The 26,777-nt window shown below is 71.7% G+C and carries 25 protein-coding genes; 15 read left to right on the top strand and 10 right to left on the bottom strand.

Annotated features, from left to right (window positions below):
* The first annotated feature begins 3 nt into the window (after positions 1 to 3).
* The 5 genes from ABFX55_RS10290 to ABFX55_RS10270 all read left to right on the top strand — a co-directional run bounded on the left by ABFX55_RS10290 (position 4) and on the right by ABFX55_RS10270 (position 4,079).
* Positions 4 to 675 (top strand): winged helix-turn-helix transcriptional regulator, encoded by a 672-nt coding sequence (locus ABFX55_RS10290; protein ID WP_346119887.1) that lies wholly within the window; start codon positions 4 to 6, stop codon positions 673 to 675.
* A 334-nt stretch (positions 676 to 1,009) separates the two neighbouring features.
* Positions 1,010 to 1,348, top strand: coding sequence for a YciI family protein (locus ABFX55_RS10285; RefSeq protein ID WP_183641949.1), 339 nt, complete (start codon positions 1,010 to 1,012; stop codon positions 1,346 to 1,348).
* A 5-nt stretch (positions 1,349 to 1,353) separates the two neighbouring features.
* Positions 1,354 to 2,610, top strand: coding sequence for an RNA polymerase sigma factor (locus ABFX55_RS10280; protein WP_346119885.1), 1,257 nt, complete (start codon positions 1,354 to 1,356; stop codon positions 2,608 to 2,610).
* 33 nt (positions 2,611 to 2,643) lie between these two features.
* The gene (locus tag ABFX55_RS10275; RefSeq protein ID WP_346119883.1) at positions 2,644 to 3,285 is read left to right on the top strand and encodes a maleylpyruvate isomerase family mycothiol-dependent enzyme; all 642 of its coding nucleotides are present in this window, start codon (positions 2,644 to 2,646) and stop codon (positions 3,283 to 3,285) included.
* On the top strand, positions 3,282 to 4,079 hold the full coding sequence (locus ABFX55_RS10270) for a class I SAM-dependent methyltransferase (RefSeq protein WP_346119881.1): 798 nt from the start codon (positions 3,282 to 3,284) through the stop codon (positions 4,077 to 4,079). The genes ABFX55_RS10275 and ABFX55_RS10270 overlap by 4 nt, the downstream gene beginning before the upstream one ends.
* Positions 4,080 to 4,148: 69 nt before the next feature.
* On the opposite strand, the gene ABFX55_RS10265 is transcribed toward ABFX55_RS10270, so the two are convergent.
* The 5 genes from ABFX55_RS10265 to ABFX55_RS10245 form a co-directional block, all read right to left on the bottom strand.
* The gene (locus tag ABFX55_RS10265) at positions 4,149 to 4,838 is read right to left on the bottom strand and encodes a nucleoside/nucleotide kinase family protein (RefSeq protein ID WP_346119879.1); all 690 of its coding nucleotides are present in this window, start codon (positions 4,836 to 4,838) and stop codon (positions 4,149 to 4,151) included.
* Positions 4,835 to 5,716 (bottom strand): sugar phosphate isomerase/epimerase family protein, encoded by an 882-nt coding sequence (locus tag ABFX55_RS10260; RefSeq protein ID WP_346119878.1) that lies wholly within the window; start codon positions 5,714 to 5,716, stop codon positions 4,835 to 4,837. The genes ABFX55_RS10265 and ABFX55_RS10260 overlap by 4 nt, the downstream gene beginning before the upstream one ends.
* A 35-nt stretch (positions 5,717 to 5,751) precedes the next feature.
* Positions 5,752 to 6,528 carry an ATP-binding cassette domain-containing protein gene (locus tag ABFX55_RS10255; protein ID WP_346119876.1) on the bottom strand — a complete coding sequence of 259 codons (777 nt, stop codon included), beginning with the start codon at positions 6,526 to 6,528 and terminating at the stop codon, positions 5,752 to 5,754.
* The gene (locus ABFX55_RS10250; RefSeq protein ID WP_346119874.1) at positions 6,525 to 7,499 is read right to left on the bottom strand and encodes an ABC transporter permease; all 975 of its coding nucleotides are present in this window, start codon (positions 7,497 to 7,499) and stop codon (positions 6,525 to 6,527) included. The genes ABFX55_RS10255 and ABFX55_RS10250 overlap by 4 nt, the downstream gene beginning before the upstream one ends.
* Before the next feature lie 62 nt (positions 7,500 to 7,561).
* Positions 7,562 to 8,461, bottom strand: a complete 900-nt coding sequence (locus ABFX55_RS10245; protein WP_346119872.1) for a sugar ABC transporter substrate-binding protein — start codon at positions 8,459 to 8,461, stop codon at positions 7,562 to 7,564.
* Positions 8,462 to 8,920: 459 nt separating this feature from the next.
* Between ABFX55_RS10245 and ABFX55_RS10240 the strand changes: the two genes are divergently transcribed.
* Positions 8,921 to 12,493 (top strand): discoidin domain-containing protein, encoded by a 3,573-nt coding sequence (locus ABFX55_RS10240; protein ID WP_346119870.1) that lies wholly within the window; start codon positions 8,921 to 8,923, stop codon positions 12,491 to 12,493.
* A 6-nt stretch (positions 12,494 to 12,499) separates the two neighbouring features.
* On the opposite strand, the gene ABFX55_RS10235 is transcribed toward ABFX55_RS10240, so the two are convergent.
* Positions 12,500 to 12,946 carry a tautomerase family protein gene (locus ABFX55_RS10235; RefSeq protein WP_346119868.1) on the bottom strand — a complete coding sequence of 149 codons (447 nt, stop codon included), beginning with the start codon at positions 12,944 to 12,946 and terminating at the stop codon, positions 12,500 to 12,502.
* A gap of 164 nt (positions 12,947 to 13,110) precedes the next feature.
* Here ABFX55_RS10235 and ABFX55_RS49760 point away from each other — a divergent pair, with 164 nt between their 5' ends.
* Positions 13,111 to 13,455: a hypothetical protein gene (locus tag ABFX55_RS49760; RefSeq protein WP_487047396.1), complete on the top strand. Its 345-nt coding sequence runs from the start codon at positions 13,111 to 13,113 to the stop codon at positions 13,453 to 13,455.
* On the opposite strand, the gene ABFX55_RS10230 is transcribed toward ABFX55_RS49760, so the two are convergent.
* From ABFX55_RS10230 to ABFX55_RS10215, 4 genes are all read right to left on the bottom strand, one after another.
* Entirely contained in the window at positions 13,415 to 14,044 is a 630-nt protein-coding gene (locus ABFX55_RS10230; protein ID WP_346119867.1) for a GNAT family N-acetyltransferase, read from the bottom strand. The genes ABFX55_RS49760 and ABFX55_RS10230 overlap by 41 nt on opposite strands.
* 92 nt (positions 14,045 to 14,136) lie before the next feature.
* Positions 14,137 to 14,493, bottom strand: a complete 357-nt coding sequence (locus ABFX55_RS10225; protein WP_346119865.1) for a MerR family transcriptional regulator — start codon at positions 14,491 to 14,493, stop codon at positions 14,137 to 14,139.
* A 103-nt stretch (positions 14,494 to 14,596) separates the two neighbouring features.
* On the bottom strand, positions 14,597 to 15,724 hold the full coding sequence (locus tag ABFX55_RS10220) for a winged helix DNA-binding domain-containing protein (protein WP_346119863.1): 1,128 nt from the start codon (positions 15,722 to 15,724) through the stop codon (positions 14,597 to 14,599).
* A gap of 1 nt (position 15,725) precedes the next feature.
* Positions 15,726 to 16,994, bottom strand: a complete 1,269-nt coding sequence (locus tag ABFX55_RS10215) for an epoxide hydrolase family protein (RefSeq protein WP_346119861.1) — start codon at positions 16,992 to 16,994, stop codon at positions 15,726 to 15,728.
* Positions 16,995 to 17,057: 63 nt separating this feature from the next.
* On the opposite strand from ABFX55_RS10215, the gene ABFX55_RS10210 reads away from it, so the two are divergent.
* The 8 genes from ABFX55_RS10210 to ABFX55_RS10175 all read left to right on the top strand — a co-directional run bounded on the left by ABFX55_RS10210 (position 17,058) and on the right by ABFX55_RS10175 (position 26,717).
* On the top strand, positions 17,058 to 18,017 hold the full coding sequence (locus ABFX55_RS10210; RefSeq protein ID WP_346119860.1) for a helix-turn-helix transcriptional regulator: 960 nt from the start codon (positions 17,058 to 17,060) through the stop codon (positions 18,015 to 18,017).
* A gap of 394 nt (positions 18,018 to 18,411) precedes the next feature.
* On the top strand, positions 18,412 to 19,593 hold the full coding sequence (locus tag ABFX55_RS10205; protein WP_346119858.1) for a DUF8094 domain-containing protein: 1,182 nt from the start codon (positions 18,412 to 18,414) through the stop codon (positions 19,591 to 19,593).
* Positions 19,594 to 19,617: 24 nt separating this feature from the next.
* Positions 19,618 to 21,372, top strand: a complete 1,755-nt coding sequence (locus ABFX55_RS10200) for a hypothetical protein (protein WP_346119856.1) — start codon at positions 19,618 to 19,620, stop codon at positions 21,370 to 21,372.
* Complete coding sequence (locus tag ABFX55_RS10195; protein ID WP_346119854.1) at positions 21,369 to 22,802, top strand: hypothetical protein; 1,434 nt, start codon at positions 21,369 to 21,371, stop codon at positions 22,800 to 22,802. Before ABFX55_RS10200 ends, ABFX55_RS10195 begins: the two co-directional genes overlap by 4 nt.
* 24 nt (positions 22,803 to 22,826) lie before the next feature.
* Entirely contained in the window at positions 22,827 to 23,816 is a 990-nt protein-coding gene (locus ABFX55_RS10190; RefSeq protein WP_183641902.1) for a MinD/ParA family ATP-binding protein, read from the top strand.
* Positions 23,817 to 23,827: 11 nt separating this feature from the next.
* Positions 23,828 to 24,523, top strand: coding sequence for a hypothetical protein (locus ABFX55_RS10185; protein ID WP_346119853.1), 696 nt, complete (start codon positions 23,828 to 23,830; stop codon positions 24,521 to 24,523).
* Between the two features lie 20 nt (positions 24,524 to 24,543).
* Positions 24,544 to 25,980, top strand: a complete 1,437-nt coding sequence (locus ABFX55_RS10180) for a hypothetical protein (RefSeq protein WP_346119851.1) — start codon at positions 24,544 to 24,546, stop codon at positions 25,978 to 25,980.
* Positions 25,977 to 26,717: a glycoside hydrolase family 16 protein gene (locus ABFX55_RS10175; protein ID WP_346119850.1), complete on the top strand. Its 741-nt coding sequence runs from the start codon at positions 25,977 to 25,979 to the stop codon at positions 26,715 to 26,717. Before ABFX55_RS10180 ends, ABFX55_RS10175 begins: the two co-directional genes overlap by 4 nt.
* Positions 26,718 to 26,777: the final 60 nt, after the last annotated feature.

Below are 26,777 nucleotides of genomic sequence, written 5' to 3'. Positions count from 1 at the left end.
GAAGTGGACCAGCGAACCTACAACCAGTACTGCGCGACCGCGCGCACCCTCGACCTCGTCGGCGAGCGCTGGACGCTGCTCCTGATCCGTGAGCTGCTGACCGGGCCGAAACGGTTCGGCGATCTGCAGGCCAGCCTGCGTGGCCTCGGGACCGGGCTGCTGGCCGCCCGGCTGAAACACCTGGAGCGCGAAGGACTGGCGCACAAGATCACGCTCCCGCCGCCCGCCAGGACCCCCGCCTACGCCCTCACCGAGTCCGGCGAGGAACTCGGCCCTGCGGTCCTGGCGCTGGCCCGGTGGGGCCTGAAGTGGGCGATGGGCGAACGACGCGAGAGCGAGACGTTCCATCCGGGCTGGGCGGTGCTCGGCCTGCGGGCCTGCTTCGACGCCGAGGCCGCCGCCGGGCTCCGCGTGGTGTACGAGTTCCGCGTCGACGACGAGGCCTTCCACGCCAGGATCGACGACGGCGCGATCGAGACGCTGCACGGTCCAGCCCAGCACCCTGACGCGATCATCACGATCGGCGAGGAGGCGTTCCTCGACCTGACCGGACACGGCCTCACCCTCGCCGAGGCGGTCGAGAGCGGTGCCGCGTCGGCCTCCGGCGACCGCGAGGCTCTGCGCAGGCTGCAAGGGCTGTTCCGCCTGCCACGCGCGCAGGCCAGGAAGGCCTGATCCCTGGAGGCCGGCCGATCAACTCCCGGGGCACCAGCTGACGTCGCCGGATTGCCCGTCCGGTAGCGCCCGAATCACCGCGGCCGGGTCGTGCACTCGTCGACGGATGACACGCCCCCACCTCGGTCGCTCTGTGGCCTGCCGGGCCGCGCCGCATCGCCCATCTCCCCTGGGATCCCGCGGTCTGGACGCCGCCTTCGCAGCCGCCGGCGTCACGGAAAACTCGTGCTGAGAAAATTCGGGGGCCTGTGTCGATGGGGGCGGGTCCCGTTCGTCGTCATTCCGTACGGCGCCTCGCCACGCGAGGACACGCAGAAGACAAAGGAGCCCTGCCATGAAGTACATGTTGCTGATCTACAGCGGCGCGACGACTGATCCCGCCTGCGGTGTCGAGGACTGGATGGCCTACGACAAGGCGGTGCGCGAGGCGGGGATCAGGGTCTCGTCGGAGTCGCTGGCGGACCTGACCACCGCCACGACGGTCACGGTCGGCCCCGCGGGAGAGCGGACCGTCACGGACGGGCCGTTCGCCGAGACCCGTGAGGTCCTGGGCGGCTACTACGTCATCGACGTGCCCGACCTCGATGTCGCGCTCGACTGGGCCGCCCGCTGCCCGGGGGCGCGCGGCGGCGGGTCGGTCGTGGTGCGGCCGGTCGCCGACTTCGGGCTCTGACGGCCATGAACGAGCGGCCTGTCGAGTCGTCCGTGGAGTGGGTGTTCCGTGAGGAGCGCGGCAGGTTGCTGGCCACTCTCGTCCGCCGCTTCGGCGACCTCGACCTGGCCGAGGACGTCACGTCCGAGGCCATCGAGGCGGCGCTGGAGCACTGGCCGGTCGAGGGCGTCCCCGACAGGCCGGGGGCCTGGCTGCTGACGACGGCGCGCCGCAAGGCCGTCGACCGGCTGCGGCGGGACCAGGCCTACGCCGCCAGGCTCGCCGTCCTGCAGGTGGAGGCGGATCGGGCCGCGCCCGCCCCGCCCGCGGACGCCGGAGGTGATCTCCCCGACGAGAGGTTGCAGCTGTTCTTCACCTGCGCCCACCCGGCTCTCGCGGCAGAGGACCGCGTTGCCCTGACCCTGCGCTGCCTGGCAGGGCTGACGACCACCGAGGTCGCGCGGGCCTTTCTCCTGCCGCCGGCGACGATGGCCCAGCGGATCGTGCGGGCGAAGAAGAAGATCCGCGAGGCCCGCATCCCGTTCCGCGTGCCCGGCGCGGACGAACTGCCCGAGCGCCTGCCGGGGGTGCTCCAGGTCATCTACTCGATCTTCACCGAGGGCTACGCGGCCAGCTCGGGGGCTCGGTTGCAGCGGCTCGACCTCGCCGAGGAGGCCATCAGGCTGGCCCGGATCCTGCGCAGGCTGCTTCCCTCCGAGCGGGAGGTCGCGGGCCTGCTCGCGCTGATGCTGCTGGTCCACGCCAGGCGCGAGGCCAGGACGGGGCCCGACGGCGAGATCGTGCTGCTCGACGACCAGGACCGCGGCCGCTGGGACCAGTCGATGATCGAGGAGGGCAGCGACCTGGTGCTCGTCGCGCTGACCGGCGGCCCGCCAGGCCCGTACGGCGTGCAGGCCGCGATCGCCGCTCTGCACGACGAGGCCGCGGACGTCGCCTCCACCGACTGGCCGCAGATCGTGGCGCTCTACGACGTGCTTCTCGCTCTCGCCCCCTCCCCCGTCGTCGCGCTGAACAGAGCCGCGGCGGTCGCCATGCGCGACGGCCCCGAGGCGGGCCTGGCGCTGCTCGACGAGCTGGCCGGCGAGCCGAGGCTGCGCGGCTACCACCCCTACCCGACGGCCAGGGCTGACCTGCTCCGCAGGCTCGGCCGCTTCCCCGAGGCCGCGGCCGCCTACAGGGAGGCGCTGGAGCTGGCCGGCACCGAACCCGAGCGGGCGCACCTGCGGCGCAGACTGCACGCCGTCGAGACGCCCGGCGCCTGACGGCGCCACCTCATCCGACGAGGAGAATAGAACGTGGACAGAGACAAGATCTTTTCCTGGCTGAAGGCCGAACGGCTCAGCCTCGCCGATTTCCTGGACGATCTCGGCGCGCACGAGTGGGAGACGGACTCCCTGTGTCCCGGCTCGACGGTGCACGACGTGGCCGCTCACCTGACGATGTCCACGCGCTCGACGCTCCTCGGCACGATCGGGGGCGTGATCAGGGCGCGCGGCGACTTCAACACGATGGTGGCCGACCAGGCGAGGGAGCGGGCGGCCAGGTTCACGCCGGCCGAGCTCGTCGCGCAGTTCAGGCAGACGGCGGGTTCACCGCGTCGCGCGCTCGGCGCGGGGCCGCTGGACCCGCTCGTCGACGCGCTCGTGCACGGGCAGGATGTGGCGCGGCCGCTCGGGCGTGTGCGCGAGATGCCGAAAGGGCCGGTCATGGCGGCGCTGGCCCACGTCCACGACAGCTCGTTCTACGGCGCCCGCAAGCGCTTCCACGGCACGAGGCTGGTCGCGACCGACCTGGACTGGTCGGCCGGTGAGGGTCCTGACGAGGTGCGGGGGCCGGCGGGTGACCTGCTCCTCCTGGCGACAGGACGGGTGACGGGGCTGGCTGCCCTGTCGGGGTCCGGGGCTCAGCGGATCGCGGCCAGGCTGGGCGGGCGATGAAGGATCATGCCGAACGGTTCGCCCGGGTGGCCAGAGGCTGGGACGAGGCGGCCGAGGGCTACGACGCCTATTTCGTCCCTCGCTTCGCGCCCTGGGTCGAGGCGGCGGTGGAGGCGGTCACGACCTCCGAGCCGCCCGAGGGGCCGGTCCTGGTGCCCTGCTGCGGAACCTTTCCCGAGCTCGACGCGCTGATCGAGCACTTTGCCCATCGTGAGATCGTCGGGATCGACCTGTCCGAGGGGATGGTGCGCAGGGCGCGTGAGCGGGCCGCCCCGTGGCCGAACGTGAGTGTCGTCGAGGGCGACGCCTCGACGCTCGACCCACGCTGGTCGGGCAGGTGCGGGGCCGTCGTGTCGGTGTTCGGGCTCCAGCAGCTTCCCGAGCCTGAGCTCGCCGTCCGGTCATGGGTGACGGCGCTGCGCCCCGCGGGACGGCTCTCTGTCGTCTTCTGGCCCGATGTCACCGAGCTCGACGGGCCTTTCGCGCTCATGAAAGACGTGCTCGGCCCGCACGTGCCGCCGGGCGACGGCTCGTGGGAGGAGCGGCTCACGGCGGCGCTCACGGCGGCCGGCGCGGCCGTCGAGAGGGACGAACGGGTGTCGTACCCGATGTCCCACGTGGACGCGCCTGCCGTCTTCGACGCCTACGTCCGCTCCGGGCCCCTGCGAGCGCTCGCCACCGCTCGAGGAGAGGCGTTCGTCGACCGGCTGCGCGAGGAGTTCCTGAGCCGCGCCCCCGCCGGTGAGTGGCATCACCGCCCGCACGCCCGCCTGATCGTCGCCCACCGCCGGTAGCCCCGATCCCGGCCGGCGGTCGGAAACGGGAGCCGTGCGGCACCCGCGTACCGGGAGCGAGTCCGGTCGTCAGTCGATCAGGGCCCGGTCCCGGTAGCCGATCGAGCGCAGGAGGGTGTCGGGGACGACGAGGTCGGCGCGGGCGCGGGTGGTGGCGACGAGGTCGGCGTTGCGCTGGTCGGTGCCCAGCACCCACGCCACGGCGGCGTCATGATCCTTGCCGAACCGCTCATGGCGGGCGACGAGGCGGCGCACGCGCTCGTCCGAGCCGAGATCGCAGTACCAGACCTCGTGCAGCCGGGGCCGCACGCGCGCCCAGTCGCCCTGCTCGAGCAGCAGGTAGTTGCCCTCGGTGACGACCAGCCTGGCCGGCCGCTCGACCGGGATGCTCCCGGCGATCGGCTGCTCCAGATCGCGTTCGAACGCGGGCGCGTAGACCACGTCGTCCTCGTCCTGCCGAAGGCGCCCGAGCAGCGCCGCGTAGCCGGCGGCGTCGAAGGTGTCCGGGGCTCCCTTGCGGTCGCGCCGCCCGAGCCTGTCGAGTTCGACGTCCGCCAGGTGGAAGCCGTCCATCGGCACGTACGCCACCCACTCCCCCTGCGGCAGGCCGACCGGCGGCGTGCGCCGCAGCAGCGCGACCAGGTTCTCGGCGAGCGTGGTCTTGCCAGAACCGGGTTCGCCCGCGATGCCCAGCAGGGCGCGGTGACCGCCACGGACCAGGGAGCGGGCCCGGTTCGCCAGTTCGTCGAGTGTCGTCATCGTGATCGGCTCGTGTGGAGGTGCTCGGTGATGAAGGCATGCGCGTGGCGTGCCAGGTCCTCGCCATCGGACCACAGGTTGCGCCAGATGGCCAGATCGTTGGACAGACCTCGCATGACGACCGCCGAGGAGAAGGACTCGAAGGTGATCGGCCCGCTGTAGCCGATGTCTGCCAGCGCGTGGAAGAAGGAGGTGAAGTCGAGGTGCCCGGAGCCGAGGTAGCCCCGGTGGTTCTCGCCGATGTGAACGTAGCCGAGCCGGTCTCCGACCTCGTGCACGGGCCGTACGAGGTCGTCCTCCTCGATGTTCATGTGGTAGGTGTCGAGGTGGATGAGGACGTTGTCCTCACCGATGTCGTCGGCGAGGACGAGCGCGTCGCGTGCGGTGTTGATGACGTTGGTCTCGTAGCGGTTGCAGATCTCCAGGCCGAGCGTCATGACCTTCCGATGGGCCTCCTGGGCCAGCCCGCGCAGGACCGACACCACGTTGCGGCGCCCTGCGGTGGTCAGTGGGTGGTCGTACTTGCCCAGTGCGCTGTAGAGGGCGCCGGTGAAGTGGGTGCCTCCGAGCGCGCCGGTCACGGCGAGAGAGTCGTGCAGCAGCTTCTCGCCGCGCTCCACCACGGACGGGTCGTCGCTGGAGACGTCGGCGTCGAAGGCGAGGCCTCGCGAGCACGCCACCCCCAGGTCGGCCTCGCGCAGGGCGTCGCGCGCGGCGACGACGTCGAGGTTCGCCGAGTCGTGCAGGGAGATCTCGAGCAGGTCGAACCCGGTGGCCTTGGTCTTCTCGATCGCGGAGGCCAGCGAGGACGGGCTCGTGTCGCCGGCCCAGACCAGGGCGTGCACGCCGATCGGGTTGGTCTTGGTGTCAGTGGTCATGAGATGGGTGCTTTCTCGTGGTGCTGGGGTCGTGTTCATTGGCCGGCGGCGCCGGTGACGAGGGCGACGATCTCCTCGCCTGACGTCTCGGACGTACGGCGCCCGCCGACGCAGCGGCCGGCGCGCATGACCCACACCTGGTCGCTGAGCCGCATGACCTGGACGAAGTTGTGGCTGATGAGCAGGACGGAGTGACCCTCCTCGCGCATCCTGGAGATGAGTTCCTCGACGCGGGCGGTCTCCTGGACGCCGAGGGCCGCGGTGGGCTCGTCCATGATGACGAGTTTGGAGCTGAAACCCGCGGCGCGGCAGATGGCGACGGCCTGACGCTGGCCGCCGGACAGCCGCCGGACGCGTGAGCGCACCGCGGGCACGTTGACCGCCAGCGTGGAGACCATCTCCTTCGAGCGGGACTGCATGGCCCGCCGGTCGAGGATGGCGACGGGGCCGAGCCGGCGGACGATCTCGCGGTTGAGGAAGAGGTTCTGCCACACCGTCAGGTCCTCGACGAGGGCCAGGTTCTGGTGGACGGTCTCGATGCCTGCCTCGCGGGCGTCCTCGGGAGAGTGGAAGTCGATCTCGTCGCCGTCGAAGACGATGCGTCCGCTCTGCGGCCGGTGGATCCCGGAGACGCAGCGCACCAGCGTGGACTTGCCCGCGCCGTTGTCGCCGACGAGGGCGGTGATCTCGCCCCGCCGCAGCGTCAGCGAGACCTCGACGAGGGCGCGGACGTTGCCGAAGGACAGGGAGACGTTCTCGCAGCGCAGCAGTGCGCCGTCGGTCGAGGTGCCGGGCTCGGGTCGGGTGGTCATCGCTGGAACCTCGTCAGGAGTGCGGCCAGCACCACGACGATGCCGACGGCCAAGGGTTGGTAGAACTGCGAGACGCCGAGCAGGGTCAGGCCGTTGACCAGCGCCACCAGCAGCATCGCGCCGATGAAGGGGCCGATGATGGTTCCCCGCCCGCCGAAGAGGCTGACGCCACCGAGCACGACCGCGGCCACGGAGTTGAGCAGGAAGGAGGTGTTGGCGGCGGGCTCGGCGGCGCCGATGCGTGCGACCAGGAGGATCGCCCCGAGTCCTGCGAGCGTGCCGCTGATCGTGTAGACGGCGATCTTGATGCGTTCGGTACTGATCCCCATGGCCGTCGCGGACTCCGGCGCCCCTCCGGTGGCCAGCAGGTGGGTGCCGAACCGGGTGTGGAAGAGCATCACGTGCGCCACCAGCGCGACCACGACCGCGATGACGAACGACCAGCCGAAGATCCCGAGGCCGCCTGTCGACAGGCCCAGCAGGACCGGGTCGATGATCGTCACGGGCTTGCCGTCGGCCAGGATGAGCGCGAGTCCCGAGGCCGCTGACAGCGTCCCCAGCGTCACGATGAAGTCGGTGATCTTGCCGCGGGCGATGATCACGCCGTTGGCCACACCGACCAGGGCCGAGGCGACGATCCCCAGCAGGCACGACAGCACCAGCCCCCACCCCGCCGCGTAGGCCTGGCCGAAGGCGACCGCGCCCAGCGTCATGGTGGAGGCGATCGACAGGTCGATGCCCGCCGTGGCGATGACGAAGGTCTGGCCCACCGCCAGGATGATCAGGATCGCCGCGGCGACCAGCATCGACGCGATGTTCCCCGCGCTCAGGAACGTCGGGTTAAGCGCCTGGAAGACGATCACGAGGACGACCAGCCCGACGAGGGCGGCCCACTCGGCCCAGAAGCCCAGATCCTTCAGCCGGGCTGACCAGGCTTCTCGATCGCCTGCGGCGAGCGTTGCGTTTGCCATGTCCGTCCTCTGTCCGCGGCGCCCCCGGCATGCGCCGGTGGCTCGCCGCGACGTGGTCGCTGCTACTGGATGAGAGCCTTGAACGGGTCGTCATAGGTCCCGAACGGCTTGGGCGTGGATGCCAGTGCCTGGTCGGCGTTGTCCTTGGTGATCATCTCGACCGGCGCCTTCACGTTGGGCGGGAGCGTCTTGCCTGCCGCGGCGGCCTGGCACGCCTCGACTCCCATGTGACCGATCGCGTACGGGTACTGGGAGACGGTGCCGTCGAGCGTGCCGGCCTTGACCGCTTCCAGCGCGTCCTTGTTGCCGTCGACGCTGATGACCTTCACCTTGCCCGTCTTGCCGCTGTTGGCGATGGCACGTGCCACCCCGAGTCCCATGTCGTCGTTGGCGACGAAGAACCCCACCAGGTTCGGGTTCGCTCGCATGACGTCGGTCGCGGCGGTGAGCGCCATCTGACGCTCCCAGTTGGCCGCGACGGTCTGGACGACCTTGAGGTTGGGGCCGATGCCCTGCTGGAATCCCTGCACCCTGGCGCCGCTGGTGACGTCGCCCGCGATGCCGCCGATGACTGCGACGTCGCCGCCCGAGGGCAGCAGTTCGGTCATCCGCCGGCCGGCCATCTTGCCCGCCTCGACGTTGTCGGTGCCGATGTAGGTGGCCAGCTTGACGTTGGCGCTCTTGGCCGCGGCCGGGTCGACAGGGCTGTCGATGTTGACGATCGTCTTGTTCAGCATGGAGAGCCTGGCCAGGCCCTGGATCAGGTTGGTACCGGAGATCGGATTGACCACGTAGCAGGAGAAGTCCTGCCCCGCGAGGCCGTTCAGCTTGTCGGCCTGGCCCGTGGTGTCGGTGATGGAGTTGGCCGCCTGGACCGTGACCGTCACGCCTCCCGCGCGGGCCTGGTCGTCGATGCCCTGCTTCATGGCCTGGAAGAACGGGTTGTCCAGACCCTTGATCACAGCAGCGATCCTTGGTTGACCGGCCGGACCGCCGGCCGCGGCCGCCTCGACCCGGGCGCCGGGACCGGCCGGCTGGCCGGAAGCGCATGCTCCCAGCACGAGCGCCTCCAGGGCCACGATCGCGCCCACTGCCGCGGCGCGCCCATTCTTGCTGTTCGCGTGCATCGGATGCCCCTTTCAGCGTCGATGGAATGACCGTAAGGTTCCCTTGTGAAATAACACAACCCATCTTTTGACGTTAAAAATCGAAACTTTCGTGAATTACGCCCATTATGTTGCCTGTTTATAGCGGTCCGCCGAGCATAAGTGCGGGCGTAGATCCTGGGGCTGTTCCGTGGCGCGCCGCGGCCTCCGCCGTACCCGGTTTGGGCCTTGCATCGGCGCCTCAGGATGTCTACTCTCCGCCATATTGTTAGGAAATTTTCCTAACTAATGAGCGCATCCCCCGAAGGACTGCCGATGTCGCACCTCCCCCGATGGCTGGCGATTGGGGCCGTCGTCCTGTCCACCGTGGTCGCCCAGCACCCCCCGGCATCCGCCGCCGCGATCCCCGACCTGAGCAGCGCCAACAGGCGGGCTCCCGTGGCGGGCCTGCCCGACTGGAGCAGGGCGGGCTACCGGGGCGGCGCCGCCCTACCCGGCCCTGCCGACACGCACCCCGACGCCGCCTGCCACGTCACGCCCGCCGAACTGGCCGGCCAGTACGGCGTGCGCGCCGACGGCGGCGACGCCACCACGGGCCTGCAGGCGGCCATCGACGCGATCAGGACGACCTGCACCCCGACCGCCGGCTACACCAGGCTCTCTTCCATCACGCTGCCCGCCGGCCGGATCCTGGTCACCCGGCAACTCGCCCTGGACGCCGACTATCTGGTGCTCAGAGGCGCGGGCATGGGTCAGACCGTCCTCGCCTTCCGTCCCGACGCGAACACCCGCTACGACACCCTGACCGAGGACGGCAGCGACTGGGACGAGGACGGCATGACCCACGGCGCGGGCAAGGGCGGCTGGACCTGGCCGGGCCGCGGCCTGCTGCGCGTCCAGACCCGCGACGTGCACACCAGGTACGCGAGCGATCACGCCTCGGCCCCCGCCAACCGCAAGGACCTCTTCGAGGGCAGTGTCAACCAGCACTGGGCGGGCGGCGTGCCGCTGCGGGAGTCGTCGGCCGTGGGCAGCACGCTCATCAAGCTCGCCACCAGCGCGGACATGTCGCGCTTCAGGGCCGGAGGCTTCCTCTGGGTCGGCGCCGCCAACAGCGTGAAGTTCTACCAGCAGCAGACGGTGACCGACACCGCTCGCCACACGAACCTGCACATGCGACAGCAGATCTTCCAGATCGCCTCGGTCGACCCCACGGGCAGGACTCTCGTCATCGACAAGCCCCTGGAGTACGACCTGCCGGTCAACTCCACCTCGGACGGCTCCGCGGCGATCGGCGGCACGGTCTACCCCAGCAGGGTCACCCCGCTCAAGGTCGTCCAGGGCGTGGGCATCGAGGACCTGACCCTCACCCAGGAGATGGCGGGCATGCCCAGGCTCGGCGGCGGTGTCCACGACCTCGACGAGGCCGACGCCGTGCACAACTACGGCAACATGGCGCCCGAGTACGCCCAGCACGGGATCGTGCTGAAGTGGGCGGCCAACGTCTGGATCAGGCGCGTGGGCACGCGGATGACCGGCTCCCACGCGGTCGTGACCGAGAACGCCAAGAACATCCAGGTCCAGGAGTCGCGATTCGACGGCTCGTGGAACAAGGGCAAGGGCGGCAACGGCTACTTCCGCGGCTCCCGCGTCTGGGACTCCCTCTACGCCTACAACACCAGCAGGAACCTGCGCCACTTCACCTTCCAGTGGTCGGCCTCGGGCAACGTGGCGATCGGCAACGACTTCGACTCCGACCTCAACCTGCACGGGGGCTGGGAGCGGCGCAACCTGTTCGAGAGCAACAGGGTGGCGGTGCCGTACGAGCACGCCTCGAAGAACTGCCAGGCCAACTGCGGTGAGGAGGGCGGCGGCGGGGTCGACGACTCGACGTGGTGGCCGATCTGGTGGGGCGCGGGGCCGAAGGCGGCCAAGTGGTCGGGCTCGAGCGGGCCGCAGAACGTCTTTTACGACAACCAGCTGACCAAGCAGACCACGCAGGGCGGGGCCTACCAGCCTTACTATCCCGACCGGCAGCGGGTGTACCAGTTCGGCAGCTCCGCCGCCGATCCCACGACATTCCAGCATCTGGCCACCGGCGGGAGCACGATCCTCGACTGGGCGGGCGGGGAGACGCTCGACTACACCGGCTCAGGGGTTCACGCCTCGATGACCGACCCGTCGGGCTCGCTCTTCCTCAAGGGCCCGGGCTCGGGCCAGGACGTCACGGCGCCGAGCGCCCCCTCCGGCCTGCGGGCGACCGGCGCCACCGCCACCGGCGTGTCGCTGGCCTGGAACGCCGCCACCGACGACGTCGGCGTGAGCGGCTACGACGTCTACCGCGGCACCACCCTGGCGGCCACCGTCACCGGCACCGCCCACACCGACACCGGGCTCACCCCCTCGACCGGCTACACCTACACCGTCAGAGCGCGCGACGCCGCGGGCAACGCCTCCCCCGCGAGCAACGCCGTCACCGCCACGACCCAGGCCGGTCCCGGTGGGGAGGAGAGGCTGCTGTCGCGGGGCAGACCCGCCACCTCCTCCTCCGTGGAGGCGGCCGAGTTCGCCGCGGGCAAGGCCGTGGACGGCGACGGCGCCACCCGCTGGGCCAGCGTGGAAGGCCACGACCCTGAGTGGATCACCATCGATCTCGGCTCCACGGCCACGATCACCAGGGTCAGACTCTCCTGGGAGGCCGCCTACGGCAAGGCCTACAAGATCCAGACCTCCGCCGACGGTTCCACGTGGACCGACGTCCACTCCACCAGCACGGGCGACGGGGCGCTCGACGACCTGGCCGTCACCGGCAGCGGACGCTACGTCCGGCTGTACGGCACGACCCGCGGCACGCCGTACGGCTACTCGCTGTGGGAGTTCGAGATCTACGGCACCACGGACGGCGGCGCGCCAGGCGACATCGTGGACGTCTCGACCTCCGCCGAGCTGTCCGCCGCCCTGGCCGCCGCCCGGCCGGGACAGACCATCAGGCTGGCGGCAGGCGAGTACCACGGGGCGTTCGTGACCCAGCGCGCGGGCAGCGCCGCCGCCCCGATCACCCTGGCAGGCCCGTCGAACGCCGTCCTGGTCAACGACGGCCCCTCGGGCACCGCGCCCTCGTGCCCCGCCCCTGGAGGCGGCTGGGACTCCGGCTACGGCCTGTGGCTGTACGACGCGCCCCACTGGAAGCTGACCGGCTTCACGGTGAAGGACTCCAAGAAGGGCATCGTGCTGGACAACTCCCACCACGTCACGATCGACGGGGTGTACGTGCACCATGTCGAGGACGAGGCCGTGCACTTCAGGAGGTCGTCGGCCGACGGGGTGATCCAGAACTCCCGCATCACGCACACCGGACTGGTCCAGCCCGGCTACGGCGAGGCCGTGTACATCGGCTCGGCCGGCTCCAACTGGGGCTGCCACGGCAACTCGGGCGGCGCCGACCGCTCCGACCGCGTCAAGGTGCTGAACAACCAGCTCGGCCCCCAGGTCACCGCCGAGCACGTCGACGTGAAGGAGGGCACCTTCGACGGCGTGATCAGGGGCAACACGTTCAACGGGACCGGACTCAGCGGCCAGAACTCGGCGGACTCCTGGATCGACGCCAAGGGCGTCGGCTACCTGATCGAAGGCAACGCCGGGACCTTCACCGCTCCCGGCACCCTGGCCAACGGGTACGAGACGCACAACCCCTCCACCACCCCCGCGTTCCGGAACGGGTGCGGGAACGTCTGGCGGGACAACCGCTCCGACCTCGGCGGCGTCGGCCAGTACGCCATCAAGATCACCTCGACGTCCAAGTGCCCGGGCGTCCTGAACGTCGTCCACGCCTCCAACACCGTCACCAACGCCACGACGGGGCTGACCAACATCCCGGTCACCCCTTAGGGCCCGTCAGCCCGGAACGGGCGCGCCGATCACGTATTCGATGATGTCGGGGAAGCGGAAGATCTTGCCCATGGCGCCCCAGTTGCCATCGGCGATCTCGATCAGGTGCACCCAGGCGACCGGCTTGTCGTGCAGCCGCCCCGGGTCTTCCTCCCCCTCGGAGAGGACCCGGGTGATGCGCTGGATCATGTCGGCTCGCTTGTCGTCGTCGAGCGAGCCGGCCGGGACGCTGACCCTGACGACGTAGCGGGGCTGCTCCTCGCCGGCGATCGGCCGCCCTCCGACGAACCACTCCTGGGGCTCGTTGACCACGAGCCAGGAGATCTCTCGCGCGGCCTCGTTGTCGGGTGCGCCCTCGGCCAGCATCACCTCGGCCACCAGCCGCTCCTTGACCCGCCGGCCGCGCTCGCCGTCGAGAGCGCCCTTGGGGGCGAACAGTTCCACGAAAGGCATGTCCCACTCCTCTGTCAGTACAGATTCTGAACTCGAGGCTAGGCGAGTGAGTTCAGAATTTCAACCCAAACGCTGCAGGGGCAGGCGGCCTGCAGGGACGACGCGATGGATGACGGCGGGCGGGCGCCGTCGGCCCCTGCTCGCAGCGGACGCTCAGCGAGGAGCTGCGCATCGACCGCAGCGTCATGGTCAGCGTCTGCGACGACCTCGAACAGGCCGGCCACGTGCGCCGCGAGCGCCCCGCGCGACCGGCGCTCCCACGCCGTCACCATCACCGACGAGGGCAGGCGGCGGCTGGCCGAGGCGCAGGAGTCGGTTACCGCGTTCCTCGACGACACCTTCAGGGCCCTCACCCCCGACGAGCGCGGTCAGCTCGCCACTCTGCTGGGCAAGCTCCTGGGCATCGGCGCCGTCCGGCCCCGACGAGCCGCACTCGCGCTCAGCAGGCCGACCCGGCCGATGGGATGGTCAGCGGACGGGCAGAGTCGGATGCGGATCCCATGAAGTGATGCCGATCATGCCGGCGGTGACAGCCCACCGTTCGTGGTCGCGCCAGCCGCCGTCGATGAACAGCAGCTCGGGCGAGAAGCCCTCCTTGCGGAAGCCGAGGCGCTCGACCAGCCTCAGGGAGGCGTGGTTGTCTGGCTGGATCTGTGCTTCCAACCGGTGCAGCCGCAGCTGCTCGAACGCGTAGCGCAGCACCAGGCGCAGGCCCTCGGACATGTAGCCCAGGCCCGCGGCGGGGGTGAAGGCCGCGTAGCCGAGCGAGGCGCTCTGGAGGCGTCCGCGGATGATGGAATTGATGTTGACGATGCCTGCGATGGCTCCGGTGCCGCGCACACAGATCAGCAGGCTCTGGGCGGTCGCGTGGTCGAATCGCCCGAGATAGCTCTGGAACGCCTCCGGTGTGGCGGGCAGGGACAACCACGGGTGGTGCAGGTCCGCGCTGGCGAGCACCAGCTCCACGAACTCGTCCTGGTCGTGGCGGGTGAGCGGGCGCAGGGCCACGCGGGAGGAGCCTCCTCGCCCGTCGGCCAGGAACGCCTCGATCGCCGCCGCCGTCTGCGCGGTCCCTTCGTCACCGTGCCCCTCGATCATGAGACGGGACGGTATCGCGGCTCGTCGAGGTGAGGAAATCGATCAAAGCCCCATCCGCCTCGGCGCCGCCGAGGTGGAGGCGATCAGGCCGGTCAGCGGAGGGCGGCCGCCAGCAGGGCGTCCAGCTCCCGCTGGGACGTCTCGAGCCGGCTGATCGTCTCGGTGATGCGGGCGCGCTCCTGCCGCAGGTGGGAGATCACGGTCGGGCAGGCCTGCGGCACCACCGGCTCGTCCTGGTCGTGGACGCAGTGCAGGAACCTGGCGATGACGGCGGTCGGCAGCCCGGCGGCCAGCAGGGTGCGGATGGCGCGCACGGCGACGACGTCCGACTCGGCGTACTCGCGGTAGCCGTTGGCCAGCCGTACCGGGTGGAGCAGGCCCTGCTCCTCGTAGTAGCGCAGCAGCCGCCGGTTCACCCCGGTCGCCTGCACGAGATCCCCGATGCGCACGTGTCCCTCCTTCACACCGATGTGACACCTTAGCGCGCGCCGGATTCTCGGCGCGGCCCGCCCGAGGACGCCGGCCTGCGCGCGGCCTCGGGCGGCTCGCAGGTCACGCGGATCGCAGGAGGTGGATGCGGTGCTCCTCGACGTCGGGGTGGATGAAGGCGAGCAGGCGGGCCGACTCCGTCTCGATCTCGTCGCGGGCCGCGGACGGCAGGTGGCGAAGCGGGTGCACGGTCAGCGTGGCGGCGTCGCCGGTGCGGGACACCGTCCACGTGGCGGCGACCGTACCGTCGACCAGGACGGTGGCCGCCACGCCCGCGCCCACGCAGACCTGGCGGCGGACCTCGTCGGTCATGACGCGGGTGCGGTCGGCGTAGGCCAGCAGAGGCGCGTCGAACTCCGGGAGGAGCCGCACGGGTGCGGGCAGGTCCTCCTGCGGCGCCGGGGCGTCGAGGAGGTCGAACAACTCCCTGCCCGACTCGTCGGCGTGGACCCTGAGCTCGGGGCGCAGCTGGTCGAACACCTCGCGCAGGCCGCCGACGCCGGACCAGGCCCGCGCGTCGGACACGGAGGCGGGCCCGAAGGCCGCCAGGTAGCGGCGGACCATCTGGCGCACGTCCTCGGCCGTCGCCTGCGGCCGGATGCCGGTCCAGCCGGCGCAGGCGAAGGGCGTGGCGCCGCGGACGTTCCAGGTGCCGCTGGGAGCCGGGTGCACCAGCGGCCGCAGGTACTGCACGCTCCAGCCGAGGGCGAGAGGGTCGGCGCCCTGCCGTCCTTCGGCGAGGAGCCTGCCCAACTCGGGCCTGGTGAGCACCCGCTCGCCCGCGAGCAGCTCTCCCGCCTCCGCCACCAGCGCGTCGAGGTCGATCCCCGTGGTGCGGCGCCCGAAGGCGTTGCGCTGCACCCTGCGCAGCAGCGGCGCGAGCACCGGCCGGACCAGGCGGAAGTCGCGCACCGACATCACGTGCTGGGTGGCCCTCATCATCGTCGAGCGCACGAGCGACCGATCCTCGATCGCCGCCGTCAGATGCTCGATCGCGAACCCTTCGAGCCTGCTCCACAGCGCGAGGTAGGGCAGATTCGGATCCTGGGCGTTCAGCCCGAGCACCCGCTCGACGGCCTCGCTCACGGGCAGGTCCGCGCGGCGCAGCAGCAGCTGCCGTTCCAGCGCCGCGCGGTTGAGCGCCCGCGGGCTCAGCACGGCGGCGCCTGAACGCGGCCCGCGGGCGCCCACCTCAGCCCACCTTCGCGAAGAACTCGCGGACGTCGGCGACCAGCAGGTCCGGCGCCTCCATCGACAGGAAGTGGCCGCCCGTGCCGAGCTCGGTCCAGCGCACGACGTTGTGGTCGCGCTCGGCCCAGGGGCGGACGGTCACGTCGTGGGCGGAGACGAGCACCGCGGTAGGCACCGTCCCCCGCTGCGCGGCCGCCCAGTCGCCCGCGCCCTCGCTCCAGGAGCCGGCATCCCCGGAGCCGTCATCCCAGGAGCCGTCATCCCCGGCGTCGCCCCCCGAGGTGGCGTCATTCCAGCTCGCGCCGTCAGCCGAGGCGCTCCAGGCGTTGGCGGAGATCTCCTCGTAGTAGATCTGCGCCGCCGACCCCGCCGTGCCGGTCAGCCAGTACAGCGAGACGTCGGTCAGGATGCGGTCGCGGTCGACGCTGTCCTCGGGCAGCCCCTCCTCGGGGTCGGTGAGCTCCTTGAACTTCTCCACGATCCAGGCGAGCTGACCGACGGGCGAGTCGTGCAGCCCGTAGGCCACCGTCTGGGGCCGCTTGGAGTTGCACTGCAGGTAGCCGTCGTTGAAGTTCTGCATCGACTCCCAGCGCCGCCGCTCGGCCTCGGTGAGAGCGTCCATCTCGCCCTCCGCGCCGACGGGGAAGGTGAGCATGGCGTTGAGGTGGACGCCGACGACGTGATCGGGGTCCTGCCTGCCGATCTCGGGGGCGACCCACGCGCCGGTGTCGTAGCCCTGGACGCCGTAGCGCTCGTATCCGAGCTCGGACATCAGCCGCACCAGCAGCCCTGCCATCCTGGCCGCGTTCATGCCGGGCCCGGCCAGCGGCTTGGAGAAGCCGAACCCTGGCAGCGAGGGGATCACCAGGTGGAAGGCCGTGGCGGGGTCGCCGCCGTGCGCGCGGGGGTCCGAGAGCGCTCCGATGACGTCGAGGAAGTCCACGACCCCGCCGGGCCAGCCGTGCAGCAGCACCAGGGGCATGGCGTCGGGCTCGGGCGAGCGCACGTGCAGGAAGTGGATGTTCTGCCCGTCGATGGTGGTGAGGTACTGCGGGTGCTCGTTGAGCGCCGCCTCGTGCGCGCGCCAGTCGTAGCCGGTGCGCCAGTACTCGGCGAGCTCCTTCAGGTAGCCCACCGGCACACCCCTGCTCCAGCCGACGCCCGGCAGCTCCTCCGGCCAGCGGGTGTTGCCCAGCCTGGCGCGCAGGTCGTCGAGCTGCGCCTGAGGGATGTCAATACGGAAGGGCCTGATGCCCTGCGGGTTCGTCATACCGACGACGCTAGGACGCGCTTAGGAAAGATTCGGTCCTAAGCGTCCGGCAGACTGGCGGACATGCTCGAGACCTCCGCACGACTGCTCAGGCTGCTGTCGCTGCTGCAGACCCACCGCGACTGGTCGGGCGGCGAGCTCGCGGAGCGGCTTGGAGTCACCTCGCGCACGATCCGCCGCGACGTGGAGCGGCTGCGCGAGCTCGGCTACCCGGTGCACGCCACCCAGGGGAGCGCCGGCTACCGGCTCGGGGCGGGCGCGGCGCTGCCGCCCCTGCTGCTGGACGACGAGGAGGCCGTCGCCGTGGCGGTCGGCCTGCGCTCGGCGGCGGGCGGCTCGGTGGCCGGGATCGAGGAGACCTCCCTGCGGGCGCTGACCAAGCTCGAGCAGGTGCTGCCCTCGCGGCTGCGGCACCGGGTCAACACGCTGCACACGGCGACCGTCAGGGTCGGCGCCACGGGGCCGGCGGTGAGCCCCGACACGCTGATGACGATCGCCGACGCCTGCCGCCGCCATGAAGGGCTGCGCTTCGACTACGCCAGCCCTCGCGGCGGCGTCACCACCCGTTCGGTGGAGCCGCACAGCCTCGTCAGCTTCGGCCGGCACTGGTACCTGGTCGCCTGGGACACCGACCGCGACGACTGGCGCACGTTCAGGGTGGACAGGCTGACCCCCCGCACGCCGTACGGCCCGCGGTTCGCGCCGAGGCAGCCGCCCGACGGCGACGTCGCGACGTACCTGTCGCACCAGCTGTCGTCGCGGACGTGGCCGTGCCAGGCGACCGTGACCCTGCACGAGTCCGCCGAGGCGGTCGCCGACAGGATCTGGCCCGGCATGGGCGTGGTCGAGGCGGTCGACGAGCACAACTGCCTGTTCCATGTCGGCGCCGACACCCCTTCGGCGCTGGTGTGGATGATCACCTCCGTGGACGCCGACTTCACTCTCGTCAGCGGACCGCCCGAGCTCGCCGAGGCCCTCCGCGTCCAGGCCGCGCGGTGCCTGCGTGCCGTGCGGGCGACATAGCGAGCCGACAATGCACCGATAACCCTTTCCACGGCGCGCCGACTTTCAGGCGAGGACCGATATGCGCCACTCCCCCTGCCGCCGAGCGGAGAGCGACCCGCCGGAATTCCGGTCAGCCGTTGCCCGGTCAATTGCACGTCCGAAGCTGAACCCACCGGGTCTGCAGGCCATAACCCGTAGTCAGGATCCAGTCAAGGCCGCAAATTATACTTTTTCGTACTTCTCTATAGAAATTGCGAAATATAGTTCTAATACGATCCGGAAAGTTCGATTACTACATTTATGACCCTTGAAAGGACGTGCAGTAAGTCTAATATCGGGGTTTGTGTCCCATGATCCATCGGACCTGCCCGATAGGCAGGTCTGGCCGCCCGGCCACTCCGATGACACAGCCATGACCGCGCCCGCACCCCCGATGGCCAGGCACAGATCGCAGCCTCAGCCACCGGAGTCCGAGTGGGAGCCCGAGTGGCTGTCGTCCGGCCCGTGGCGGCTGGTCATTGGTGCGGGGACCGTATTCGTCGTGCTGGCCGCGGTGGGGATCGGGCTCGGCGCGATTCGATCTTCGAGGGAGCCTTCGCAGGGGGTGGCCGTTCCCATGGCCACCGCGTCGGCGGCGGATCCCGATCGAGGATCGGCACGGGCCGGGTCGACCGGTCAGCCGGTCGACCCGGCCACGTCGGCCGCTCCGTCGCGAGGGGACGGGGCGAAGCCGGCGGTCACGGCCGCCGAGGCCAAGCGGGTGCACGACCGCTTCCAGCGCGAGCTGTCGGCGGCCCAGCTCAAGCTGGACCCTAAGGCCGTCGACGCGCTCGAACAGGGGCTCGCGCTGGAGATGACCAAGGCGAGCTTCGAGACCGCCAGGCTGCAGAAGAGCGAGGTCCCCGCGGGGATCTGGCCGGGCACCAAGGTGTGGGTGCCGCGCCGTACGGCGGAGGCGGGCGAATGGTTCGTGGCCGCCATGCACGAGCCGGGCGTCGCGCGCGTGACCGACCTGATGGTGAGGACCGGCAAGGGATGGCGGCTCGCGGTCTCGACCGCCGACACCCGCGACCCCGCGCCCGACCTGCCCGCCATCGCCGTCGACCCCGAGGGCTACGCCACGAGCCTGGACGAGTTCACCTCCGGCCTGCGCGGCACGCCCAAACAGATCGCGCTCGCCCACCTGAGGAGCCTGGAACGAGCCACCGAGGACGGGCGGTTCGCCGAAGGGCCGTGGACGTCGACCGCGGTGAAGCTCTGGCAGCGCGAGCGCGCCCAGCTGCGTGAGGCCGGCTGGAAGCTGGCGCTGTCCTACCGGCTGACCGGCGAGGTGAGGGCGCTGAGGACCACCGACGGTGGCGCGCTGGTCTGGTACTCCGCGCGCTCCACCGAGGTGCGCACGGCCGAGCGGCAGGGCACCACGGTGACGCTGAAGGGCCCGGCCGCCGTCCGCACCGGCAACCGCTCGTTCGCCCGTACGGCGAGCGCCACCTACGGGCGGATGTACCTGGCACACGTCCCGCCGATCGGCTCGGCCGAGCCCATCAGGGTCATGGGCGACTGGACAGACGTACTGGAGAGCCACGGCACCTGACGAACCGAAGACAAGAGGAGCACCATGGCGACATCCCCACGCAGACCTTCCAGGTCAACGGTCGTCACCACAGCACTCACGATCGGCGTGTTCGGCGCCGGGGCGGGGCTGGGCAGCGTACTCCACGACCGCGCCTCCGAGCCCAGGACCGAGGTCCTGCGCCTGGCCGCGGGGACCTACCAGCTGGACGGGCAGTCCGCCGAGTCGTCCTCAGGAGGGCTCACCGCCCGCTCCCTCACCGGCGCGGACGGCGGCAGCACCCTGTCGGGCGGCGCGGCGGGCCCTCCGGTGTGCCTGGCGGCCACGGTCGACTGGCTGGCGGTCCAGGCCACGGGTGAGGCGTGCGCGTCCATCCCCCTGCTGGGCAACGGGACGACGACCTCGCCGCCCCTGCTGAGACCCGGCAACCCCGCGGACCGGTCCACCCCGTCGGAGCGGCCGCAGGAACCGAAGAAGTCGGAGCGGCCCGACCCCGCGCCCAGGAGGAGCGAGGCGCCGCAGCCCACGCGGATGAACGAGCCGCGACAGCCCGCTCCTCGCCCTCCCGCGCAGGACCCCCCCGCGTCGACGAGGAAGAGCGAGCCCGACAGGGAACGCAAGCCCGAGACGGGCAGGGACGACGACACGATCGAGACCGGCACGCCGAAGCTGGCCGACGCTCCCGCCACCTCCTTCCCCAAGGGCACGCTGCGGGCCGTCGAGCCCGTCCCCAGCCGTCCTCCGCTGCAACCGGTGCGCCCCCGTCCCGCCGACGAGAGCCGGTCGGGCCAGAGCGGCCAGGACCGGGCCAGGCCGACGGGGAGCCCGCCCACCGCGAGCCGGCCGGTCCAGCGGCCTCCCAGCCAGAGCCCGCCACGCCGGCCCAGCCAGAGCCCTCCGGACCAGCCCCGCCAGAATCCGCCGGACCAGCCCCGCCAGAATCCGTCCGGCCAGCCGCGTCAGAGCCAGCCCGGCCAGCGGCCGACTGTCAGGCCGCCTGACCAGGCACCCACGGCTCGTCCTCCTGGCGGCACCCCCACCGTCCGGCCCCCCGACGACCGCCAGTGCCTGCTGACAGGGCCCGACGGCAGCGCGCTGCGGCCGGCCGTCCGCGAAGGGATCGCCCCTGGCTGCGAGGACCCGGCGCAGACCGCGCTGCCCACGGCCAGGCCCGCCCCACCGACCCTGAAGAGCCCGCCGCCCGCCAGGTCGGCGCAGCCCTCGGCGAGGGCGAGCACCAGGGTCAGCGTCAAGCCCAAGGCCACGCCCTCACAACCGTCCATGCCGACCTCGCTGCGGCCCGCCGCCACCGGCCGGCCCACCCAACTGCGGGGCACGGCCGCCGCCACCTCGGGACCGCGCGCCCCCGAAGGCACCACCCTGCGCCCGGCCACCGCCGAGGGCGAGAGCCTGCCGATCTTCCAGGACCCCGAGCTGATGCGGCGCGCCGAAGAGGCGCTCGGCCTCGACGGCACCAGGACCTACACCGACGCCAACGGCGAATGGGACCTCACCATCGCCCCACCGGGCACCCCCGAATGCCGCGACTACAGCAAGCAGCAACTCCAGGCGATGGGCGTCTCGGCCTCGCCCGCCAATCTGCCACGCGACTCCTGCATGTGGCCCGCGTTCATCCGGTGGCTGTACGCGGAACCGGCCGACGGCGAGGTGAGCAACTGGACCAAGTTCACCGGCCTGCCCGACCGCAACCTGCAGCTCGTGGTGGTCGATCCCACCAGGGGCAGCGCCCCTTCGACGGAGAGCTCGCCGGGCGTCGTCGAGCCGGACCCGGGGCCATGAGCTCCCTTCACGACACGGGAAGCGCCATCCTCGGACCTGACAGAGCGGCGGCATGGGTGCGCGAGCACGGCGGCCACCTCATGGACTACGCCGTCCACCGGCTGGGCGAGGCCGCCGCGCCCGCCGCGGTCGCCGCCGCGCTCGGCGCGTCGAACTGGCAGGCCGTGCCGGAGAGCGTCTCCGAGCGAGGCCTGCTGATCGCGGCGCTGCGCCGCGTCTGCCTGGCCGATCCCGCCTGCCGCGACGGCTACCACCCGGGGACGGGGCCGGGCCTGCCCGACGCCGAGCTGATGGAGCGGGCGTGGGCGGTGGTCGACCCGCTGGGCGTGGAGGCGCTGCTGCTGCTGTTCCGTCACGAGCTGACCCTGGCCGACCTGTCGTACGCGCTGGGCCTGCCGGCGGCGGAGGCGCACCGGCTGGTCACCAGGACGCAGGACCTCATCGAGACGCTGGTGAGCGGGCTCGACGCGCTCTCGCGCGGCAGACCCACCTGCGAGGTGCTGCCCCCTCTGGCCGCGGCGGCCTTCCCCGACGGGTCCGCCTCGGCGCGCTCCGACCTGCTCACCCACATGATCGAGTGTTCGGCCTGCAACCGGCCCTTCAACATCCACTACACCGTTCCCCAGATGATCGACCAGGTGCCGGTGGCCCCGCTGAGTCTCGCGCGCAGGGAGCAGGTGCTGAGTCTGCTGCCCTCCGTGCCCGACCCCGCTCCGCCCGTGGTCCCCCGCCAGGCCGCCCCCGCCGACTCGGAGGGACGGCCCGCCGGCGAGGACCTCGACGTGCGGCCCCCCGCCATCCCGACCCCCGGCCAGGACACCCCGCTGTTCAACGCGCTGGCCTCCAGGGTGTGGGCCCGTGAGGTCCTCTCCCCCACCGATCAGGCGACCAGCCCGCCGCCCGGCCGGCTCGCGCGGGAGGAGCCGGCCGAGGCCGTCTCGCCGGCGCCCGAGCCGAGGCCCAGATCCCGGCTGCCCGAGGCGCTGGCCGCGGCGGGCGCGCGCACCCGCCGTACGGCCGTCAAGGTCGCCATCATGCTCGTCGCCGGTACGGCAGGCATGATCACCGGCCTGCAGGTCCTCGGACCCTCGCCGGAGTCTCCCCCCGAGACCACGTTCACCCCCTCGGCGGGCGACGACGCCCTCGCGGGCCGGCTGACGCTTCCTCCCTCGATCGCGCTGGACGACTTCGGCAGGGGCACGATCACGCTGAACGTCCCCGGCGAGCCGGTGAGCTGGCGGATCACCGCACCGGGGCTGGCCGTCACCCCGTCCACGGGCACCTCGGGCGACGGCGACCCCGCCGTCATCCAGGTGCGGGCGCTGCGCTTTCGCCACTGGTGCGGAGACCCGTCACCGACGGAGGTCGTGCTGACCGTCCAGGGCCCCTCCGACTCGCTCACCACCCGCATCCGATGGAAGACCTGCTGACCCCTTGTGAAAGGACCCCTTGCCATGACGGAGACCCCTTCCAGGCTGCAGAAGCCGGCGACCTCGCCCGAGCAGTTCGACCAGTCCATCCCGCTCACCGCCGAGCGCCTGCTGACCAACAGGCGGCCCGAGCCCTCCTCCGGATGGCGGCGCCTGGTCTGGCAGCTGTCGGGCCACAGGTACCTGCCCCCCGAGTCGTCGGCCGAGGTGGAGCGGCGCAAGTTGATCGCCCAGGCGCAGACGCCCGTGGCCAGCGGCCATCACAGGATCGCGGTCATGAGCCTGAAGGGCGGCGTGGGCAAGACCACCACCACGGCGGCGCTCGGCAACACGCTCGCCTCGTTGAGGGGCGACAGGGTCATCGCCATCGACGCCAACCCCGACAGGGGGACGCTGGGCCTGAAGGTCAAGTCTGAGACCGCCGCGACGATCCGCACGCTGCTGGCCGAGGCCGAGCACATCGTCAGGTACGCCGACGCCCGCGCCTTCACCTCCCAGTCGCCCGCGCGTCTGGAGGTGCTCGCCTCCGACACCGACCCCGCCGTGAGCGAGGCGTTCGCCGCCGACGACTACCGCACCGTGGCAGGGCTGATCGAGCGCTACTACTCCATCTGCATCACCGACTGCGGCACCGGGCTGCTGCACGGCGCCATGGGCGCGACGCTGGACATGGCCGACCAGATCGTGCTGGTCAGCCTGGTCGCGGTGGACGGCGCCAACTCGGCCGCCGCCACGCTCGACTGGCTCACCGCGCACGGCCACGCCGACCTGGTGAAGAACGCCATCGTGGTGCTGAACGCCGTCGAGGAGCGCTGCGACGTCGACGTGGACCTGCTGGAGCAGCACTTCAGCGCCAGGTGCAGGACCGTGATCCGCGTGCCGTACGACCCGCATCTGAAGGAGGGCGCCGAGGTGGACCTGCTGCGGCTGCGGCCCACCACCGCGGGCGCGTACCTGCGCCTCGCCGCCGCGGCGGGGCAGGCTTTCAGCCTGCGCTCCGATCGGGGTCACTAGTGTCGCCTGTGATGGAGGACCCGGCCCTGCGCTGGGACCTCGGCCCGGTACGGCGCCGCCACCGCCTGCGCCGCGTGGCGATCGTGGTGGTCGCGGTGCTCGCGGTCGCCGTCGCCGCCTGGATCCTGCGACCAGGCTCGGACGCCGGGCCCGTCACGCTCGCCGAGCCCTCGGGGCATCACGGCGAGGCGGGCTTCCCCGTCGGCTTTCCGCACACCGAGCTGGGCGCCGCCTCGGCCGCCGCCGCGACCCTGGAGGCCGCGTGGACGCTCGACGACGTCCAGGCGATGGCCGCCGCCGAGCTGTACGCGGCGCCCGAGCAGCGGGCGGCGGCCCGTGAGGGCGCCGTCAGCGCGACCAAGGGCTGGCGGCGCACGCTCGGCCTGCCCGAGGAGGGCTCCCTGCCCGCCGGCGCGGCCATGAGGTCGAGCACGATAGGCATCCGCTGGCAGGAGCGGGCGAAGGACCAGATCCTCGTCTCCGTCCTCGTCCAGGTGTCGGCGACCAAGGGCGACGCCGGCCCGCTGTACTCCAGTCCCTACGCCATGAACCTGCTCATGACCTGGCACCCCACCCTGCGCGGCGGGGACTGGGTCAACACCCCCGACACCAGGCCCGTCGCCGCGCCACCCGCGGCCGCTCCGGGCACCCCCCAGTTCACCGCGGCCGGCTGGCGGCCCATCGCCCACACCGATCCCGCCGAGTGAAGTCCAGGAGACACCACCTCATGACCCCACGCCGTCCCTCCCGGCCCCTCTCCCTTGCCTCGGGCCTGCTGCTGGCATGCGTGTCCGTGGTGGGCGGAGGCGCGCTCGCCCAGCCGTGGATCTCCCATGCCGACGTCGAGCCCTCCTTACCCGAGGGGGGTCCTGTCGCAGAACACGAACCCGCCCCCGGGCCGGCTCCCGAGCCGACACAGGAACCGCAGCCCACGGAGGAGCCGACCGCCGAGCCCGCTCCCGAGCCGACGACGGAACCGACGACGGAACCCACCACGGCTCCGACGGACGAGGACCCTGCGCCGAAAGAGCCCGCCCCCAAGGAGCCCGCGCCCACCACCTCCGCCTCCAGCACCCCCGAGGCCACCGCCTCCCCGAAGAAGAGCCCTTCGCAGCCGCCCGCGAGCAAGAAGCCTCCGGCGAGCGCGAGGCCCGCGCCCAAGCCCGAGCCCGAGCCGAAGCCGGTGCCCTCGGAGGAGCCGAAGCCCAGCGAGAAGCCGACCGCCTCGCACGCCGCGAAGCTGGAGATCCCCAAACTCAAGCCCATCAAGATCGTCATCCCCAAGGGCAGGAGCACGCCCAAGAGCAGCCCGACGGCCGGCGCCCCCGCCAAACCCGCCCCCACCGCCAGCGCGGCGCCCAAGAGCACGCCCGCCAGCCCTCCCGCGCCCAGGAGCACCGCTCAGCCGAGCGCCAGGCCGACCGCCGCCGTCAAGCAGCCACCGGCCGTTCCCCAGCCCGCCAAGCCGTCCGCACCCGCCAGGGCTCCCGAGCCCGCCAAGGCGTCAACGCCCACCAGGGCATCGGTTCCCGCCACACCGCCCCCCGTCGTGCCTCCCACGGCGCCCGCCAGGCGGCCCGCCGACGTGCCCACCGAAGCGCCCGCCACTGTGCCCACCGCTGTGCCTACCGCGGCGCCCGCGCCCGCCCAGGCGACGGTTCCCGCGCGGGAACCGTCGCTGCCGCCGTCCGCACCCGTGAACGCCGATCCCGGCGTGACCGCGCTCGACAGCGGGCCCGCCTCCGGCTCGGGACAGGGCAAGGACACCTCCGACGCCCGTGTGCTCGCGCTCAACCCGCTCAACGCCCTCGGCACCAGGACCGTTCTGCCGCTGCCCGCGCTCGCCGCGCCCTACGCCTCCTCCACGGGGAACTCCTGCCTCACCATGAACAGCGCCACGTGCTGGGGAACCTCCTCCTCGGTGGCGCAGCCCAGGTGGGCCTTCGTCCCGCCCGCCCCCGCCCAGCCGTTCGCGGCCCCTCCGTCGGCGGCCCCCGCCGGCACCCCCGCAGACACCCCCGCAGCAGCCCCCGCCGCTCAGTCGCAGACCGGCACCGGCGCGTCGCAGGCGACCAGCCCCGTTCAGGCAGGGCTCATGCCTACGATGTGCTGGGTATTCGGGCCCGCGGCCGGTTGTGCCAGGGCAGAGGGGGGTGCCCCATGATGTCCAGAACGCGTTCGCGTATCGCCGTCGTCGGGCTGGTGGCGGTGCTGTGCTCCAGCACGCCCGGCTTCGTCGGCGTCGCGACGGCCGCGCCGTGCGCGCAACTCGACGACCAGCGCGGGTGGGGCCAGCCCGTGTGGTGCGCGGAGTTCGACGACTTCCTCGATCCGAACGAGTGGGCCGTCTACGACTCGCCCGGCCACGCCGGCAACGGCCGCCGCTCACCGGGCCAGCTCTTCCTCGGCGACGGCGCCCTGTTCCTGTACGGCACCCCCGACGGCACCACCGCCGGCCTGGCCGCCAGGTACACGCAGCAGTACGGGCGGTGGGAGACGCGCATCCGCCTGTATCCGGGCGCGGGTTCCTACCATCCCGTCGCGCTGCTGTGGCCGGCGGGCGGCGGCGGAGGGGTGAAGCCGAACGGCGGTGAGGAGATCGACTTCCTGGAAGTGATCGACGACCCAGAACGGCAGCGGCCGAACTTCTTCATGCACTCGCCGCAGGGCAGGCAGGAGGCGCACGCGAGCCTGGACATGACCACCTGGCACACCTACGCGGTGGAGACCTCTCCCGAGGGCGTGGTCGGCTACATCGACGGCCAGGAGTGGTTCAGGTCCGACATCGCCGTCACGACGCCGATGTCGGCCTGCCTGCAGCTCGACTGGTTCCCCGGCGAGGGCAGCGACGGCGAGGCGTGGATGGAGGTCGACTGGCTGCGCATCTACGCCCTGACGTGATGCCAAAACTTACCATGTGGTAGGAAATGGAGGTCAGCTCATTTCGTCACGCAGGGAGCG

This window comes from Nonomuraea roseola (genome assembly GCF_039535395.1).
Lineage (GTDB): Bacteria > Actinomycetota > Actinomycetes > Streptosporangiales > Streptosporangiaceae > Nonomuraea > Nonomuraea roseola.
This window is presented reverse-complemented; position numbering and strand designations above follow the sequence as displayed.